This window comes from Streptomyces sp. SAS_270 (assembly GCF_052543295.1).
In genome coordinates this window covers 50,861-66,390 of sequence record NZ_JBMNDS010000038.1, presented here as the reverse complement: position 1 = coordinate 66,390, position 15,530 = coordinate 50,861, and the positions used below count along the sequence as shown (strand labels likewise).

At 70.1% G+C, this 15,530-nt stretch carries 8 protein-coding genes and 1 pseudogene; 7 read left to right on the top strand and 2 right to left on the bottom strand.

Features of this window, described 5'->3' with window-relative positions; translation table 11 throughout:
* Positions 1-92 precede the first annotated feature (92 nt).
* The 7 genes and pseudogenes from ACN6LB_RS24315 (at position 93) to ACN6LB_RS24285 (ending at position 10,447) form a co-directional block, all read left to right on the top strand.
* Complete coding sequence (locus ACN6LB_RS24315) at positions 93-1,319, top strand: hypothetical protein (RefSeq protein ID WP_445027767.1); 1,227 nt, start codon at positions 93-95, stop codon at positions 1,317-1,319.
* Positions 1,316-3,295 carry a VMAP-C domain-containing protein gene (locus ACN6LB_RS24310; RefSeq protein WP_445027766.1) on the top strand — a complete coding sequence of 660 codons (1,980 nt, stop codon included), beginning with the start codon at positions 1,316-1,318 and terminating at the stop codon, positions 3,293-3,295. Before ACN6LB_RS24315 ends, ACN6LB_RS24310 begins: the two co-directional genes overlap by 4 nt.
* Positions 3,292-4,326, top strand: coding sequence for an AAA family ATPase (locus tag ACN6LB_RS24305; RefSeq protein WP_445027765.1), 1,035 nt, complete (start codon positions 3,292-3,294; stop codon positions 4,324-4,326). Before ACN6LB_RS24310 ends, ACN6LB_RS24305 begins: the two co-directional genes overlap by 4 nt.
* Positions 4,251-5,771, top strand: a pseudogene (locus ACN6LB_RS24300) (SAV_2336 N-terminal domain-related protein); the annotation flags it as partial. The gene ACN6LB_RS24305 and the pseudogene ACN6LB_RS24300, both read left to right, overlap by 76 nt.
* Before the next feature lie 1,869 nt (positions 5,772-7,640).
* Positions 7,641-8,318 (top strand): Crp/Fnr family transcriptional regulator, encoded by a 678-nt coding sequence (locus ACN6LB_RS24295; RefSeq protein ID WP_445027784.1) that lies wholly within the window; start codon positions 7,641-7,643, stop codon positions 8,316-8,318.
* A gap of 54 nt (positions 8,319-8,372) precedes the next feature.
* On the top strand, positions 8,373-9,869 hold the full coding sequence (locus ACN6LB_RS24290; RefSeq protein ID WP_445027764.1) for a purine-cytosine permease family protein: 1,497 nt from the start codon (positions 8,373-8,375) through the stop codon (positions 9,867-9,869).
* The gene (locus ACN6LB_RS24285; protein WP_445027763.1) at positions 9,866-10,447 is read left to right on the top strand and encodes a cysteine hydrolase family protein; all 582 of its coding nucleotides are present in this window, start codon (positions 9,866-9,868) and stop codon (positions 10,445-10,447) included. The genes ACN6LB_RS24290 and ACN6LB_RS24285 overlap by 4 nt, the downstream gene beginning before the upstream one ends.
* Before the next feature lie 157 nt (positions 10,448-10,604).
* Here ACN6LB_RS24285 and ACN6LB_RS24280 read toward each other — a convergent pair whose 3' ends face one another.
* On the bottom strand, positions 10,605-12,104 hold the full coding sequence (locus ACN6LB_RS24280) for a family 43 glycosylhydrolase (RefSeq protein WP_445027762.1): 1,500 nt from the start codon (positions 12,102-12,104) through the stop codon (positions 10,605-10,607).
* A gap of 14 nt (positions 12,105-12,118) precedes the next feature.
* Positions 12,119-15,409, bottom strand: a complete 3,291-nt coding sequence (locus tag ACN6LB_RS24275) for a galactose-binding domain-containing protein (RefSeq protein WP_445027761.1) — start codon at positions 15,407-15,409, stop codon at positions 12,119-12,121.
* Positions 15,410-15,530 lie beyond the last annotated feature (121 nt).

The following is a 15,530-nucleotide window of genomic DNA, read 5'->3' as shown; positions in this document are numbered from 1 at the left end:
CTGAGGTCCGGCGGCTGTCGGCAGAAGCCAGTGGGGAGGAGGAGACGACGGTATTCTCCTGCCAGTGGTTGGCGCGACGGGGGCAGGTCGACATGCGGTTCATCTTCGTCCACGGGACTGGTGTGCGGCGCGAGCGCTACGAGAAGCTGGCCGACCTGGTGTCCACCGGACTGAGGGCCCGGCTGCCCAAGGCCGAACTGGAGTCGGTCTACTGGGGAGACGCGCATGGCGCCGAACTGAGCGCGGGCGGCGCCTCCGTCCCGGGCGCCGACCGGGTGCGCGGAGCAGAGGGTGCCGGCAGCCCGCTCGACGAGGAGACCGCCACCTGGGCCCTCCTGCTGGCCGATCCGCTCTGCGAACTGAGAGTACTGGCCGAGTGCGCGGCCGCATCCGAGGACGAGTTGGAGGCGCCCGGCGTCAGGGGCGTGGGCAGCCAAGTCGCGGAGCGGATCGATGAGTTGACAGCCGACACGGCGCCGAGCGGTGAGCTCGCGCTGCTGCTCGGAGCCACCGGCCTGGCAGGCAGCTACCCGTCGGCCGTCGAACAGGTCGCCGCATCCGCCGAGTTCGCGGATGCGTGCGGCGCCGTGGCCAATGCGCCCGGGCTGAGTGAACTCGTCTCCGCGACCGCACGGGCCGTGGTCGCCGGCGCGCTCGCCGGAGCGGGCGACGAAGCGTGGTGCACCGGGGACGAACGCGACAAGCTCGTCGATCTCGTCGTCGCCCGGCTCGGCGGCACCGGACGCTTCCCCGGAGGCCGTGCCGCGGCCGTGCTGGGCGCCCTCGCCCTGCGGCTGACGACCCAGCCGGCGCTGGACCACTGGAGGACACCGCTGACCGCCCGTGCGGTGCCGGCGCTCGGTGACATCCTGCGCTACCAGGCGAGAGGCGGGCCGCTGCGCGACCACCTGGAACGCGTGATCACGTCGAGCCCCGAACCCGCGGTGGTCATCGGTCACAGCCTGGGCGGGATCGCCCTGGTGGACCTCTGTGCCCTCGCCGCCATCGGACAGACCGCCACGCCCCGGCCGCACCTGCTGGTGACGGTCGGCTCCCAGGCGCCCTTCCTCCACGAACTCGGCGCGCTCACCGGGCTCCCACCCTCGGCCGGACTGCCACCCGGCTTTCCGCGCTGGCTCAACATCTACGACCGCAAGGACCTGCTCGCCTACCGGGCCGAGCCCGTCTTCCCCGGCGATCCCAGAGTCACCGACCACGAAGTCAGCAGCCGGCAGCCCTTCCCGCTCAGCCACAGCGCCTACTGGAAGCTCGATGCGGTGTACCACCGGATCGTGGAGGAGACCGAGGCGTCGACGTGAGCGCGTCCGACGCGTTTGACGTGTCCGATGACGTGTCCGATCCGATCGATCCGCGACGGGTGTTCGCGCTCGTCGTCGGCATCGAGTCCTACGGGATCAGCCCCACCTGGGACCTGCCCGGAGCGGCACGGGACGCCGTGCGCTTCGCCGACTGGCTCACCGCCGGCACAGGCGTCCCCGAGGATCAAGTGCACCTCCTGCTGGCCCCGTTGGAACGGACCCGGCCGGATCTGGAAGGCCGGACCTACCGCGAACCCAGCAAGGACCGGGTCGAGCGGCTCCTCTTCAAGGAACTGCCCGACTGCGACGGTGACCTGCTCTGGATCTACTGGGCCGGGCACGGCTATCTCGACCACACACACCAGATGCTGCTCCCTTACGCGGACGCGACCCGCGACTGGACCACTCATCTCAATCTGGAGGCGACGCTGCGCTGGTGGAAGTCGGCAGGCCCGGCCGACGGCCGCTTCCGCCGGCAGATAGCCATCGGCGACGCCTGCCGGGTCGACTCCCGAGCCGCCAGGAAGCTCACCTTCGGAAACAACGGCTACGGGGCCAGGCCGCCCGATCCGCGCCGACGCCAGTTCACCCTGTATGCCTCGCACGCCGGCGAACTCGCGCAGAACCTCGCCGACCGCGGTGCCGGCCAGTTCACCGACACGCTTCTGCGCCGGCTGAAGGGGGCCACGCTGGAGCAGAGCGTCCACGGACTGGTGGGCATCGCCCGCTCCGTGCAGGCCGACCTGCGAGAGCTGCGGGCACGCGGACTCGCATGGCAGCACCCGCAGTTCGTCATCGACCGCGACTGGAGCGGATCCACCATCCTCGGCGAGCGCTGGACGGATCCGCACACGGCCGGGCCCGGGGCGCCGCGCCTCGACCAGCCGGCCTGGGACGAACTGGCACCGCTGCTGCGCGCCCCGGACGTCCCCGCCCACACCTACGACGCCTATCGATGGGCTTTCGAGATCACCGGCTGCGCCTTTCCGGCCCACCGGGGCCTGCCGCCCGGCGGACTGGCAGGCATCGCCCATGACCTCGACGCACGGCAGGGCCGCCGACCGGACATGCCCTTGACCCTGCCCTTCGTACAGCTCCTCGCGAGGCGCTCGGCCGACGCCCAGTGGGCGCGAGAGGCGGCTGCCTGGGTCGAGAGGACCCGCTCACGCCTGGGGGCCGCCCCCGTTCCCGTACCGCCGGGGCCGGATCCGGAGGTCGTAGCCCTGCATCTGAGGCTGGAGCCCGACGCCGAACACGACGGCGTGCACTGGGCGCGCATGTGGCTCCACCGCGACGGGCGCTTCGAGGCCGTAGCGGAATCGGAGCGGCCGCTGACGATGGTGGAGATACGGCAGGAGCTGGCCCGGTACCTGCTGACGGCATCCGCGCAGGAGGTGCGACGCATCGAGTTCCACCTGCCGTTCCGGCTCCTTGAGGAGGAGTTCGAATGCTGGCGGCTGCCCATCGGCAGGCGCGGCAAGCCGGTCGAACTCGGCTGCCACTTCGAGGTGGTGGTGCGCTGCCCGGACGAGCGCGACGGTGTGGCGGGCGCGCTCTGGCACCGCAAGTGGCAGTGGTTCAAGGCCCATGGAGGGCACGACCCCGAGGCGGTCGTCGAACTCGCCGACGAGGCGGTCTCCGAGACACTGGGTACGGTCCTGCAGGCCACCGAGCCGCCGGTCTGCGTGCTGGCCGACGTGTCCCGCCAGCGGCTGCTGGACACCCTCGACGCGGTACTCGACGCGGGCGTCCCGATCGCGGTGTGGCGGCGGCGCGGCCCCGGCCGGGGCGGGCTCGGAGCCGAGCTGGCCGACGAGAAGAAGGGCCTGGACGTGCGCCAACTCCCGGCCCTGCTGCGGAAGTCGAGAATTCCGCGCCCCGGCGCTTCGGCCGAGGGAGCGTGTCCGTCCCCCTATCCTCTGGCCCTGATGTGGGACGACCCCGAGCGTGTACCCGAGAGGCGGCCGCTGTCATGACGGCGAAGGACTGGTGGATCTACGACGGGGCCGGCAGCGCCGAGTCCAGGCGGGCCAGATTGGCCGAACAGGCCCCGCCCTGGCGGGAGTTCAGAGGAGTCCCGGACCCCGAGTACCGGCCTCCGGGGCTCGACGACGACGCCTGGCGGGAGTCGTGGCGGCGCGGCACGGGATACGTACCGGACCTCGCGGAACAGGAGGCCGTCAACACCGCCCTCTACTTGCGCCGCCCGCTGCTGGTCACGGGCAAGCCCGGCGTCGGCAAGTCCACGCTCGCGTACAGCATCGCCGCGGACCTGGAACTCGGCCCCGTGCTGCACTGGCCCATCACCAGCCGCAGCACCCTGCGCGACGGGCTCTACCAGTACGACGCCATCGGCCGCCTCCACGACGCCAACCTGCGCAACCTGGGGCGGACGGCGAGGACTCCGGTCGACCCGTCCCTCGCGCCCTACCTCCGCCTCGGGCCCCTGGGGACCGCACTGCTCCCGCAGGAGCGGCCCCGGGTGCTGCTCGTCGACGAGATCGACAAGAGCGACATCGATCTGCCCGGCGACCTGCTCACGGTGTTCGAGGAGGGGGCTTTCGAGATTCCCGAACTGGCGCGGGTCGCGGCGCAGGAGCCGCAGGTGCGCATCGGCACCCACGACGACTCCGAGGCCCGCGCCCTGGTGAGCCGTGGGCGGGTGCGGTGCATGTCGTTCCCCGTGGTCGTCCTCACCAGCAACGGGGAACGGGACTTCCCGCCGCCGTTCCTGCGCCGGTGCATCCGGCTGCACCTGGAGCCGCCGGGCGCGGAGAAACTGACGCAGATCGTGCGGCGGCGGCTGCGGCTGGGCGACGAGGAGAGCGAGTGCCACCGCGATCTCGTCGAGGCCTTCGTCGAGCGGCGGCTGGACGGCGACCTGGCCACCGACCAGCTCCTCAACGCCGTACAACTCCGTCTGAAGGGCGCATGGTCCGACACCGCCGATCAGGACCGGTTCCTGGAGACGGTTCTCCAGCGGCTCACCGGCCCGACCTCCGTCTAACGGGCCCGGCCATGCTGGAGGAACTGCGCGCCGCACTGCGGGAGTCGGGTGTCGAGGCCGGCCCGGAGGAACTCGCCGACATCCTGTGGCTGGCCGAGCGGGTCGGCGCCGGTGCCGGGCCGTCGCGCAGCGCCGGGGACGGGCAGCCGGCCACCGGGGAGCAGACGCCGCTCCCGGCGCAGCAGGGTGCGCCGAACGCGGGCGCGTCCCGCTCCGGCGTGCGCCACTACAGCCCCGCGGCCGACGAGGATGACGAGGCGGGCACGGCGCGTGGCGAAGCCGTCCGGGTGCGCCGGGCCAAGGCGCTGGACAACTCCCTCGCGCTGGTGAAGGCGCTGCGTCCACTGGGCAGGAGAACCGTCACCGGAGTCACCGGAACCGAACTCGACGAGGACCGCACCGTCACCGCCAGCGTCGAGCAGCGCATGATGACGCCGGTCCTGAAGCCACGCCGCGACCGTTGGCTCGACCTCGCGCTGGTCGTCGACACCCACCACTCCATGCTCCTCTGGCACGACCTGGTCGCCGAGCTGAGCCATGCCCTCGCCCGCTCGGGCGTCTTCCGCGACGTCCGCACCTGGTTCCTCGGCGGCACGGACGGCGCGAGCACCCCATACGTCGCCTCGGCGCGGGGCGGCGAGCCGCGCAGGCCCCAGGAGGTCGCCGATCCCACCGGCCACCGGCTCATCGTGGTCGTGACGGACGCGGTGGCCGCGGGGTGGCGCGAGGGGCAGGTGCACGACGTCCTGCGGCAGTGGGCCACGCACAGCCCCGTCGCCCTCGCGAACGTGCTGCCGCGGCGCCTGTGGGGCAGCACGACGCTGACCCCGGAAGGCATCCTCGTCCGGGCCGGCCGGCCTGCCGCCCCCAACGTGTCCTGGAACCTGCTTCCGACCCGGCCCACGGAACGTCAGTCCGCGCGCGGGCGGTCCCGGGGCCCGGGTCCGTACGACCCGGCCCAGCGCACGGCGATCCCCCTCGTGGAGGTCTCGCCGGCCGGGCTGCGCACCCTCGCGTCGCTCGTCGCGGGCGGCGGACGCTGGCGCCGGATGTCCTGTCTGACCATCGGCCGCACGCAGGCCGGCACGAACCCGCCGCCCGCGCCGAGAGGGAACGTCGCCGACGGCACCGAGGCACTGCGCCGCTTCCAGGAGAGCGCCTCGCCGCTCGCCCAGGAACTCGCCGGATACCTGTCGGCCGTCCCGCTGACGCTGCCCGTCATGGCTCTCGTGCGCCGCGTCATGCTGCCCCGCTCCGAGCACGGGCACCTCGCGGAGGTCGCCCTCGGGGGGCTCCTCGCTCCCTGGCAGGCGGCGGGCGAGCAGCCGGTCCAGGACATGGCGCGGTTCACCTTCGACTTCCTTCCCGGCGTACGGGAGGCGCTGCTGGGGTCCCAGCTTCGGCACGAGGTGACCGCGGTGCAGGACCTGGTACGCCGGGAGGTCGCCCAGTACATCGAGAACCGCCCCGGGACTTCTGGCGGTGACTTTCCCGCGGTGCGTACGCGCACGGGTGGGGCGGGCGCCGAAGGACGAGCAGTCGGGGCAGGAGCCGACGGGCGGGGCCGGACGGTCCGTGAGGGCGCCCTACCGTTCGCCGACTCGGGCGAGCCCGCGCATCGGCTGCCGGGCGTGCTGGAAGCGGGGGCCATCGAACTCGGGGTGCATCAGATGTCCCTGCCGGGCTCGGACACGTTCCCGCCCGGGATCCCGCCCTACGTCGCGCGCGATCACGACGGCCCCCTGCGCGAGGCCGTCAGCAGGGCCGCTGCCGGGGAGCGAGTGTGCGTGATCCTGATCGGACATTCCCTGTCGGGCAAGACACGTTCGGCCTGGGAGGCGATCCGCACGCTGCCGTCGGAATGGCGGCTTCGTGCCCCCGCTGATGAGACGAAGGCACTGGAGAGCATGCGCGAGGCGGGGCCGCGCACGGTGCTCTGGCTCGACGACCTCGATCGGTTCCCCCTCGGGGGGAGGCTCTTCGACGGGGAAGTGACACCAGGGCTGGTGCTGGCGACCGTGCGATCCGCCCGTTGGGCGCTGGACGAGCTGACCGACCGGGTCAGGGACGGGGTGACGCTCATCCACGTGCCGCGTGCCTTCAGCGAGAGTGAACGAGAGCGCGCGCGGTCGGCGTGGGCGGCGGGCGGTGGCTCTGCCGCGGTGGAGGCTCCGGACGGCAGGGTTCTGGAGCGGCTGATGCTCCGGCCGGTGTTCCTGGAGGCCTACGACAGCATGCCACGCACCACGCGAGCGGTGATCGACGCGGCCGTCGACGCCGCCCGTCTGGGCCATCGATCTCCCTTGTCCCCCCAGCTGTTGCTGCATGCGGCAACGGGCTATGCGAGGGATGGTGGACGTGATGCGGAAGTGACCAACGAGGCCCTGGAGAGAGCTACCAGTCCGCTTCTCGGCGGGACGAGTCTCCTTGTACGCGGCCGTCGAAAGAGCGGAGAGGCGTACAAGGTGGACGCCTTCGTCCTGCAACTGCTGTCGGAGGGCCGGCGCGACGCGTTCCCCGAGACCTTGTGGGAAGCGCTGGAGCAGCATGCGGCGAGGCTGGACCTGGCAGCCGTCATCCAGTCGGTTCGGGAACTGGGTCTCACGGAAGTGGCGCAGCGACTTGCCCGGCGGCTGGCCCCCGACCCGGATCTGATGACGGTCACGCTCTTGGCGGGTGACCTCGAACTGGGCTCGGGGGTGGTGATCGCTCCCGACCTCATCGTGGCCCCGGCCCGGCTCCTGGGTGGAGTCTCGGGACCTCTGCACGTCCTGCCCCGACTGCAGGGGCAGGCGGTCCCGTATGTGGCCGAGCGTTCTCTGGTCCGGCCGGACAGCAACCTGGCGCTGGTGAGGGTGACGGACTCCCGATGGGGGGTGGGGCTCCGGGGAAGTCAGTCGACGGGTCACATCGCGACGCTCGGTCAAGTGAAGTTGCGCCAGGGCAGACGATTCACGGTGGTGGCCGACGCCGCTGGTCCCCGGACGGGGGGAGGTCGTTCCACCTACGTCGACACACAGGTGGGCGGACAGAACCGGCTGGAGGCGCAGGGGCCGGTGAGCCCGGCGGTCGACGGCGTCCTTGGGTCCCCGGTGCTGGACGAGGACGGAAGGGTCGCCGGCCTGGTGACCAACGTCGTCGACGGTGTCTTCCTCGTGGCGACGGCCGAGGAGATCGAGAGCATGTGGGCGGTGTTCCGGGCAGAACAGAGTGAGCGGCCCGACCCCGTACAGGCCCCTGCTGAACCTGAGCCCGTCCGTGTGGAGAGCCGGCCCGGGGACAGCGCGCCCACGCGAGAGAGCGGCAGCCGAACCCTGGGGAGGGTCCCCTTGCTGGCCCGACTGGAGGCGAGGGACCGCAGGGAACTCCTGTCGTTGGGCCCGCAGGTGGAATACCGGCCACGCACGATCCTCATGCACCAGCAGGAGCCGACCACGCATGTGCTCTGCCTGGTGGGCGGGTGGACCAAAGTGACAGCCATCGCGCCCAATGGATATGAGGCACTGCTCGCTCTACGCGGACCGGGTGATGTCGTGGGAGAGGAGTCGGCGATTCTCGAACATCCCCAGGCGGCGACGGTGACCGCACTGGAGACGGTGAGTGCTGTGGTCGTCAGCGGCGAGCGTTTCCGGGGCTTCATGGCCGAACGCCCCGAAGTGGCCCGTGAAGTGCTGAAATTGGTCACGGAGCACATGCGTGCCGCCGACCGCCGCAGGCTGGAGTTGTCCTCGTTGAACGTGCGGGAGCGGTTCGCGGCGTTGCTCCTGGACCTGGCGAGAACTCACGGCCGACGAACCACCGAAGGCATCGAGTTGGCCATCCCCCTGTCCCAGCAGGAGTTGGCCGGCTCTGTGGGCGCCAGCCGGGAAATGGTCCAACGCCTCCTCCGGGAGCTGCGTGACCGCGGAGCCGTGGTGACGCGCCGACGGACCCTGGTGATCGAACGCCCCGACGTGCTGCGGAGGATCGCGGGCGACGCCCTTGACACTTGAGCGGACCATGATCAGCTGAGCACGTCCAGATCGTCCAGACTAGGCAGGTCGACAATGGTGGTTTCTCCGGACGGCAGACCTTCGGGCCGACTGGTTCAGGTGGAGGCACACGGCCTCGACGTGATCGGCGACGCCGAGCGCAAGGGCTCCCCGCGCACCCTCTTCTGGCCCTGGTTCGGGGCCAACGTCTCGATTCTGGGCCTCAGTTACGGGGCATTCGCGCTGGGCTTCGGCATCTCGTTCCGGCAGGCGCTGCTCGCCGGTGTGATCGGCATCGTGTTCTCCTTCCTCCTGTGCGGCTTCGTCGCGGTCGCAGGCAAGCGGGGATCCGCGCCGACCATGGTGCTCAGCCGCGCCGCGTACGGAGTCCGCGGAAACCGGCTGCCGTCGGTGATCTCCTGGATGCTCACCGTCGGTTGGGAGACGGTGCTCACCGCGCTCGCGGCCATGGCCACAGCGACCGTCTTCGGGCGGCTCGGCTGGGGCGGCGGCACCGAGACGAAGGTGGTCGCGCTGATCGTGGTCGGCGCGCTCACCGTGGCCGGCGGGGTGGCGGGCTTCGACCTGATCATGCGGATGCAGACGGTGATCACCGTGGTCACCGGGGTGCTCACGGTCGTCTACATCGCGCTCGTGGCCGACCACATCCACTGGCACACCGTCAACGCCGTACCGGCGGGCTCCACACAGGCGTTCATCGGAGCACTGGTGTTCATGATGACCGGCTTCGGTCTCGGCTGGGTCAACGCCGCCGCGGACTACTCCCGCTATCTGCCGCGCCGTTCCTCCGGCCGAGGGGTGATCGGCTGGACCACCTTCGGGGCCAGCCTCGCGCCACTGCTCCTGCTGGTCTTCGGCCTGCTGCTCGCGGGTTCCTCCGGCGATCTCGACAAGGCGGTCGCCGCGGACCCGATCGGCGCGCTGACCACCATCCTGCCCACCTGGTTCCTCATCCCGTTCGCCGCCGCGGCCGTCCTGGGGCTGGTCGGCGGCGCCGTACTCGACATCTACTCCTCCGGTCTCGCGCTGCTCGCGGCCGGCCTGCGCGTACCGCGCCCGGTGGCCGCGCTCGTCGACGGCGCCCTGATGACCGCCGGCTCCGTCTACATCGTCTTCTTCAGCGACGACTTCCTGGGCCAGTTCATCGGCTTCCTGACCACCCTGGGTGTCCCTGTCGCCGCCTGGTGCGGAGTGATGCTGGCCGACCTCGCGCTGCGTCGCCGCGACTACGACGAGGGTGATCTGTTCCGTCGCGAGGGTCGCTACGGCGACGTCGCGGTGGTACCGCTGCTGCTCACCCTCGCCGCCACCGTGCTGGGCTGGGGTCTGGTCACCAACGGCGCCGCCGGCTGGCTGGACTGGCAGGGCTACCTGCTCCAGCCGCTCGGCCTGGGCGGCAGGACGGGCGCCTGGGCGTACGCCAACCTCGGCGTACTGGCCGCGCTCGTGCTCGGCTTCCTCGGCACGCTGCTCCTGAGCCGGGGACGCGTCCGCACCCAGGAACAGCAGGACCCGAGCCCGGCGGTGAGCGAGGAGGTGCTCGGCGCATGACCGCCGGCACACATCCGTCCGCCGGGCTGCTCGCCGTCATCGACATGCAGCGCGTGTTCGCCGAGCCGGACAGCCCCTGGGCGACCCCGCGCTTCGACGCCGCCGCCGCGGGCGTACGGCGGCTGCTGCCGGTCTTCGGGGAACGCGCCACCTTCACCCGGTTCGTCGCGCCCGACAAGCCCGCCGGGATCTGGCGCGCGTACTACGAGCAGTGGCCCTTCGCGCTGCGCCCGCCGCACTCCCGCCTCTGGGAGCTGACCGACGAATTCGCCGCACGCGCCCCGCACGTCATGGACGCCACGACCTTCGGCAAATGGACCCCGGAACTGGCCGAACGGGTCGGCGCCGGGGGCCGGTTGCTGCTGGCCGGCGTCAGCACGGACTGCTGCGTGCTCTCCACCGCCCTCGCCGCAGCGGACGCCGGGACCGAGGTGTGGGTGGTGGCCGACGCCTGCGCGGGCGTCGACGACGACACGCATGCGGCGGCCCTGCGGGTGATGGGCCTGTACGGGCCGCACATCCGCGTGGTCACCGTGGACGACGTCCTCACGGAAGCGGGAAGGACAATGATCCCGTGACCGCGGTCCAGGGAAGCCCGGTTGCGGGGCGACTGGTTCCTGGCGGCCCGGCGCACCGGCCGGGCGGCCGACGGCGTGGAACACGTCGCCGGCCGGCTCGACCCCAATCACTTCCAGCTGTCCTCGACTTCGGCTGATCGCAGGCCCGCTGTACCTGCTACTCGCCCGACGGTGACGTCAGCGGAACACCCAGGGCCACCGGGGTGCCGAAGTTCGGCGTGCCGTCGGCATTCCACGTGAACTTCTGCGCTCTGGTGCTGCGGTTCATGTCGCAGCCCCCGCTCGCGGAACTGTTGGCGTGGTAGACCATCCAGTCCTCGGTCCCGTCGGGCGACTTGAAGAAGCCGTTGTGGCCGGGACCGTACACGCCGTTGGCGTTGGAGCGCTGGAACACCGGGTTCGGCGACTTGACCCAGGAAGAGGAGCTGAGCGGGTCGCCGCCGTTGTAAGTGAGCATCCCCAGCTTGTAGTCGGGCGTGGAACAGTGGCTGGCGGAGTAGACGATGAACGTCTTGCCGCCTCGCTGGAGGACTTCGGCGCCCTCGTTGACCGCGCCACCCACCGTCTCCCAACTGTAGGTCGGGCTGGACAGCACCCGGCGGCTGCCGCTCGCGGTCCACGGGTTCGACAGCGGCCGGATGAACATGGGCTGCGAGCCGTTGTAGAAGGTGCCCAGGAGATACAGGTTGCCGTTCAGCTGCAGGATGCTCGGGTCCAGCTCCCAGGTGTTGTCCTGGGTCGGGTCGAGCAGGTCGGCCTTGAAGCTGTAGGGCCCCATCGGGTCGAGGCCGGCGCTCTCCAGCACATGGATCCGCTGGGTGCCCAGGTCGTACGGCTCCTGCCCGGCCGTGTAGTAGAAGTACCAGCGCTTCCCGTTGGGGCCGTCGAGCAGGTGGAACTCCGGGGCCCACATCGTGCCCGCCCCGCTGGGCCGGGTCAGGTTGAAGATCACCTGGTCGGTGGCCGTGGCGAGGCCCGCCAGCGTGGGGGCCTTGCGCATGGTGATCGTCGAGTTCCAGGTCGTGGTGGCGAGGTAGTAGTACCCGTTGTAGTAGGTCAGCCAGGGGTCGGGACCGTGCTGGGAGAGCGGGTTGGTGAAGGTGTGCGTGCCCGTCCCGCCACCGCTGAAGCCCGCCAGCCGCCACACCCTGCCGTTCGCGGCGGAGCACGGCAGCTGCACCAGGCCGGTGTCGGAGGCCGACGAACCGCCGCTCGGCGTCACGCACTTGCCGGAGCCGACGGAGACCAGGTTGAAGGTCTTGTCGGCGCCGGTCACCGACACCGGCACGAGCCGCCACTGCTGGTTCGTGCCTCCGTGACAGGGCCACTGGATGATCGTGGCGTTGTCCGCGGTGGACGCGCCGTAGACGTCCACGCACTGGCCGGACTGGGTGCTGATCGTGTACGTGTCGGTCGTTCCCGTGATCTGTGTGAAGCCGAAGCTCTGGTTCGCCGCCCCGGCGCCGCAGGTGAAGGCGCGCAGTTGGGTCCCGTTGACCGACGAACTGCCCGGCAGATCCAGGCAGTTGCCGCCGTTCTGGTTCACCCCCGCCGAGGTGAACGCGACGGCGGCGGACGCGGGCGACGGCGCCACGAGGAAGGCGACCACCATGGTGAGTACGGCGATGAGCGCGGCGGAGCATCTGGAACGAGTCACTGCTGCACATCCCTTCAGGGTCCGTAGACCTTCGCTTCGAGGAGGCCGACGGAGTTGGTGCCGTTACCCGTGAGGACCACCCGTAGTCGGGTCGTGTCGACGGCGTCGAAGGTGACGGTGTTGTACTGGTTCTTCGCCAGCGCGTAGGTGCTCGCACCGGGCACGTCGACGTAGGCGCTGCCGTTCCAGTACTGGAGCTTCCAGGAGGCGGGCATGTCGATGCCCTGGTCGTCGTCGAAGAAGTACACCTCGGCGTGGTTGACGGTCTTCGCCGACGGCCAGGTCAGCTCGGCCCACTGCTGTCCGGTCTCCGGCCAGGTGCCCCAGCGCGGGTTCACGGTGTCGTTGGAGGACGGCGGGTCGATGCCGTCGTTGACCGCGGTGACGCTCTCCCAGGGGGAGGTGTACGACGCGGACGCCGTAGCGGACGTCGCCTGGTTGGCCGGTGGCTGGACGCCACCCCGGTTGAAGACCTTGACCTCGGTGAGCCCCGTCTTGGCCCCGGAGGCGTTGGTGGCCAGGATCCGTACCCGCTGGGCGCTGATCGACGGGAACTGCACCAGGTTGTAGTTGGCCCGCGGCGCGGAAGGGGTCTTGGCCTGGCCGGGGACGGTCACCCAGGAACTGCCGTTGTAGTACTGGATGGTGTACGCCGACGGCGCCCGGTACGTCGTACTGGCGGGGCGGCTGTCCTTGAAGTACACGCGCACCTCGTTGAACGTACGGGCGGTGTTGAGGTTCAGCTCGTACCAGTCCTGGCTGTTGGGGGAGCCGCCCGCGCCCCAGAACGGTTCGTTGGTGGGATAGCCGTCCACGGCGCCGGCGGTGTTGCTGCCGGACCCCGTGTAGGAGGCGGACACCGTGGCCCCGGAGGCGAGGTTGCTCAGGTCGGCGGTCAGGTCGACCCCGGCCTTGGCGAGCATGTCGACCATCCTGGGGCTGTTCTGCACCACCTGGTTGGGGGCCTTCAGCCCTGTGACGGCCGTGTGGTGGGTGACCGTGCCGCTGGTGGTGACGTCGCCGGTGGCGGGGTCCCAGGTGAAGGGCACCAGCGAGCTGACGGTGGCGGCCCGGCTGCCGTTGACGTAGATCGAGTAGCCCTCCGGGACGCCGGGGTAGCGCACGACCCCGTCGGCCGGGTCGTCCCAGACGATGGACAGGTCGGCACCCCGGTAGCGGAGGTTGTTGACGGTGAAGTGGTCCCAGCCGATGTCGATCGGCGAGAGCTCGACCTTGGCGTCGTTGCGCGGGCGCAGACCGGCGACGTCCTCGATCACCGTCCAGTTGCTGCTGCCCAGGATGTTGTGGTGGATCCAGGACCGGTAGTCGATCGAGCTGCCGTTCCAGTCGGCCCAGAACTCGTTGGCGTCGGGCCACTGGGTGTTGCCGCCGATGTACTGCGCCCAGGTGTTCCAGTAGAGCAGCTTCTTGTAGTCGGTCGCGGTCATCCAGGAGTTGGGGTAGTTGCGCAGCACCGAGGAGTAGAGCCGGAACTGGACGGTGGAGTTGATGGTGGAGAAGTTGTTGGAGCCCGGGTTGCCGGCATCGGCCGCCGCCTTCTTGTCGACCTGGTTGGCCGTGTAGAAGGGGAAGACGGGGTACTGCGCCGGGTCGTCGAACAGGCGCAGGGCCTGCTTGTACGTCGAGGTGTTGGGGACGGCTCCGACCGAGAACGGGTAGTAGTTGTTGATCTCCTTCCAGGGAACCCACTCGTTCGTCGACTTGAGGCGGTGCTCGAACAGCTGCCGGTTCGGGTTCCACAGCACGTTGACGATGGCGTCCTTGATCTGTGTCGCCAGGGTGCGCATCTCGGTGGCCTTGGCCGTGTTGCCGGTCGCCTCGTACGCCTGGGCGGCGGCCAGTGCGCCGCTGTACTGGTAGGCGGACTCGGCGCGGTCCATGTTGCCGGGCTTCCAGTGGAAGGAGACCGCGTCGGCGTCGTTGCCGGTCAGGGCGCCCCAGTCGTACTCGATGAGTTTGTTGTTGTCGTGGTCGTAGGTGGCGAGTTGACCCTTGACGTCGCCCTCGGCGTAGTGGGCCAGGCTGGCGGCGATCGCGGGCTGACCGCCATGGATCTGGTAGCTCTTCCAGGCCGCCTCGGCGATGTACTGGGTGTAGCTGTTGGACCAGTTCTCCGGGTCACCCGGGTTGTCGAGGAAGCGGCCGCCCTTGGAGATCTGCCCGACGCTCAGCCAGTCCCCGTACGCGTAGGCCGGGTTGCGCAGGTACTTCAGGTCGTCGATGTGCATGGGCTGGGTGAGCGCGATCGCGTTGTTGTAGCCGAGGACGCCCTCGGTCGAGGTCGGGAACTGGAAGGTCTGACCGGGGATGTCGGCGTCGAGGTTGTTGAAGCGCATCAGCCACCAGCGGTAGTAGATGCTCTTCTTGATCGCGGGCTCGGGCACGTCGATGTAGGGCACGTTCTGCGCCCACCACAGGTTGTAGGCCCTGACGTGGGTGGCGAAGGCGGTCGCGGGGGAGTAGCCCGCGTAGGCGTTGTACTCGGTGAGGGACTCCGGGATCTCGTCGGTGACGAAGCCCATCACCACCTTGGTCGTCACTGTGGCCCCGGCCGCGATCGTCACGGAGCGGTTGAGGCCACCGCTGGAGACGCTGAAGCCGTCGCCGGTCAGCCGCGGCTTGATGGTGGTGAGGTTGTTGTAGGCGTTCACCTGCCCGGTCAGCTCGCTGCCGGTGCCTGCGGTGGCGTACGGCGAAGTGGCCCGTAATTGCAGGGTGGTCGAGCTGCTGCCGTTGTTCTTGATCGACAGGTTGGTCACGGCGACGTTGTTGTCGGTGATGAACTTGGTCTGGTCGACGGTGACGGAGCCGCTGGTGTGCACGCTCTTCCAGTGGCTGGGCGTCTGCCTGCGCTGGGAGACCTGTTCGGTGAAGGTGCCCGGGGTGATCGCGACGGTGTAGGCGTTGTTGTCGCTGATGCTCTCCCAGTAGGCGACCTTGCCGGCGAAACCGAGTTTGGAGGGGTCGTGCTCCTTCATGAAGACCGCGCGGCCACGGCTCATCAGCCAGGGGCCGGCCGGGTCGTCGCCGGAGCGGGCCAGCAGACGGTCCATCCAGAAGTCGGTTCCCGAGCTCTCCGCGTCGTAGATGCTGCGCATCATGTCGCCCGGTGTGTAGGCGACGGGCGGTGCCGGGATCGCGGGTCCGCCGAAGGTGGGGAACCCGATGGTCTGCGCGGCGGCGGCCGGGGTCGCGGTCAGGCCGGAGCCGAGGACGAGCAGCAGCGCGATGAGGAGGCACTTCATCCGTCTGCGTCGTACCAGGAGGGTGTGCGGTTTGCTCATCGGATACTCCCTGTCCCGTTGACAACAAGCGTTGGCTCGCGATGGCACCGGTGTTCATGACCCGAGGAGTGCTGAAAAACGACCTAAAAGGTTTTCGCAACGTAGAAGCGAGCTGATGAAG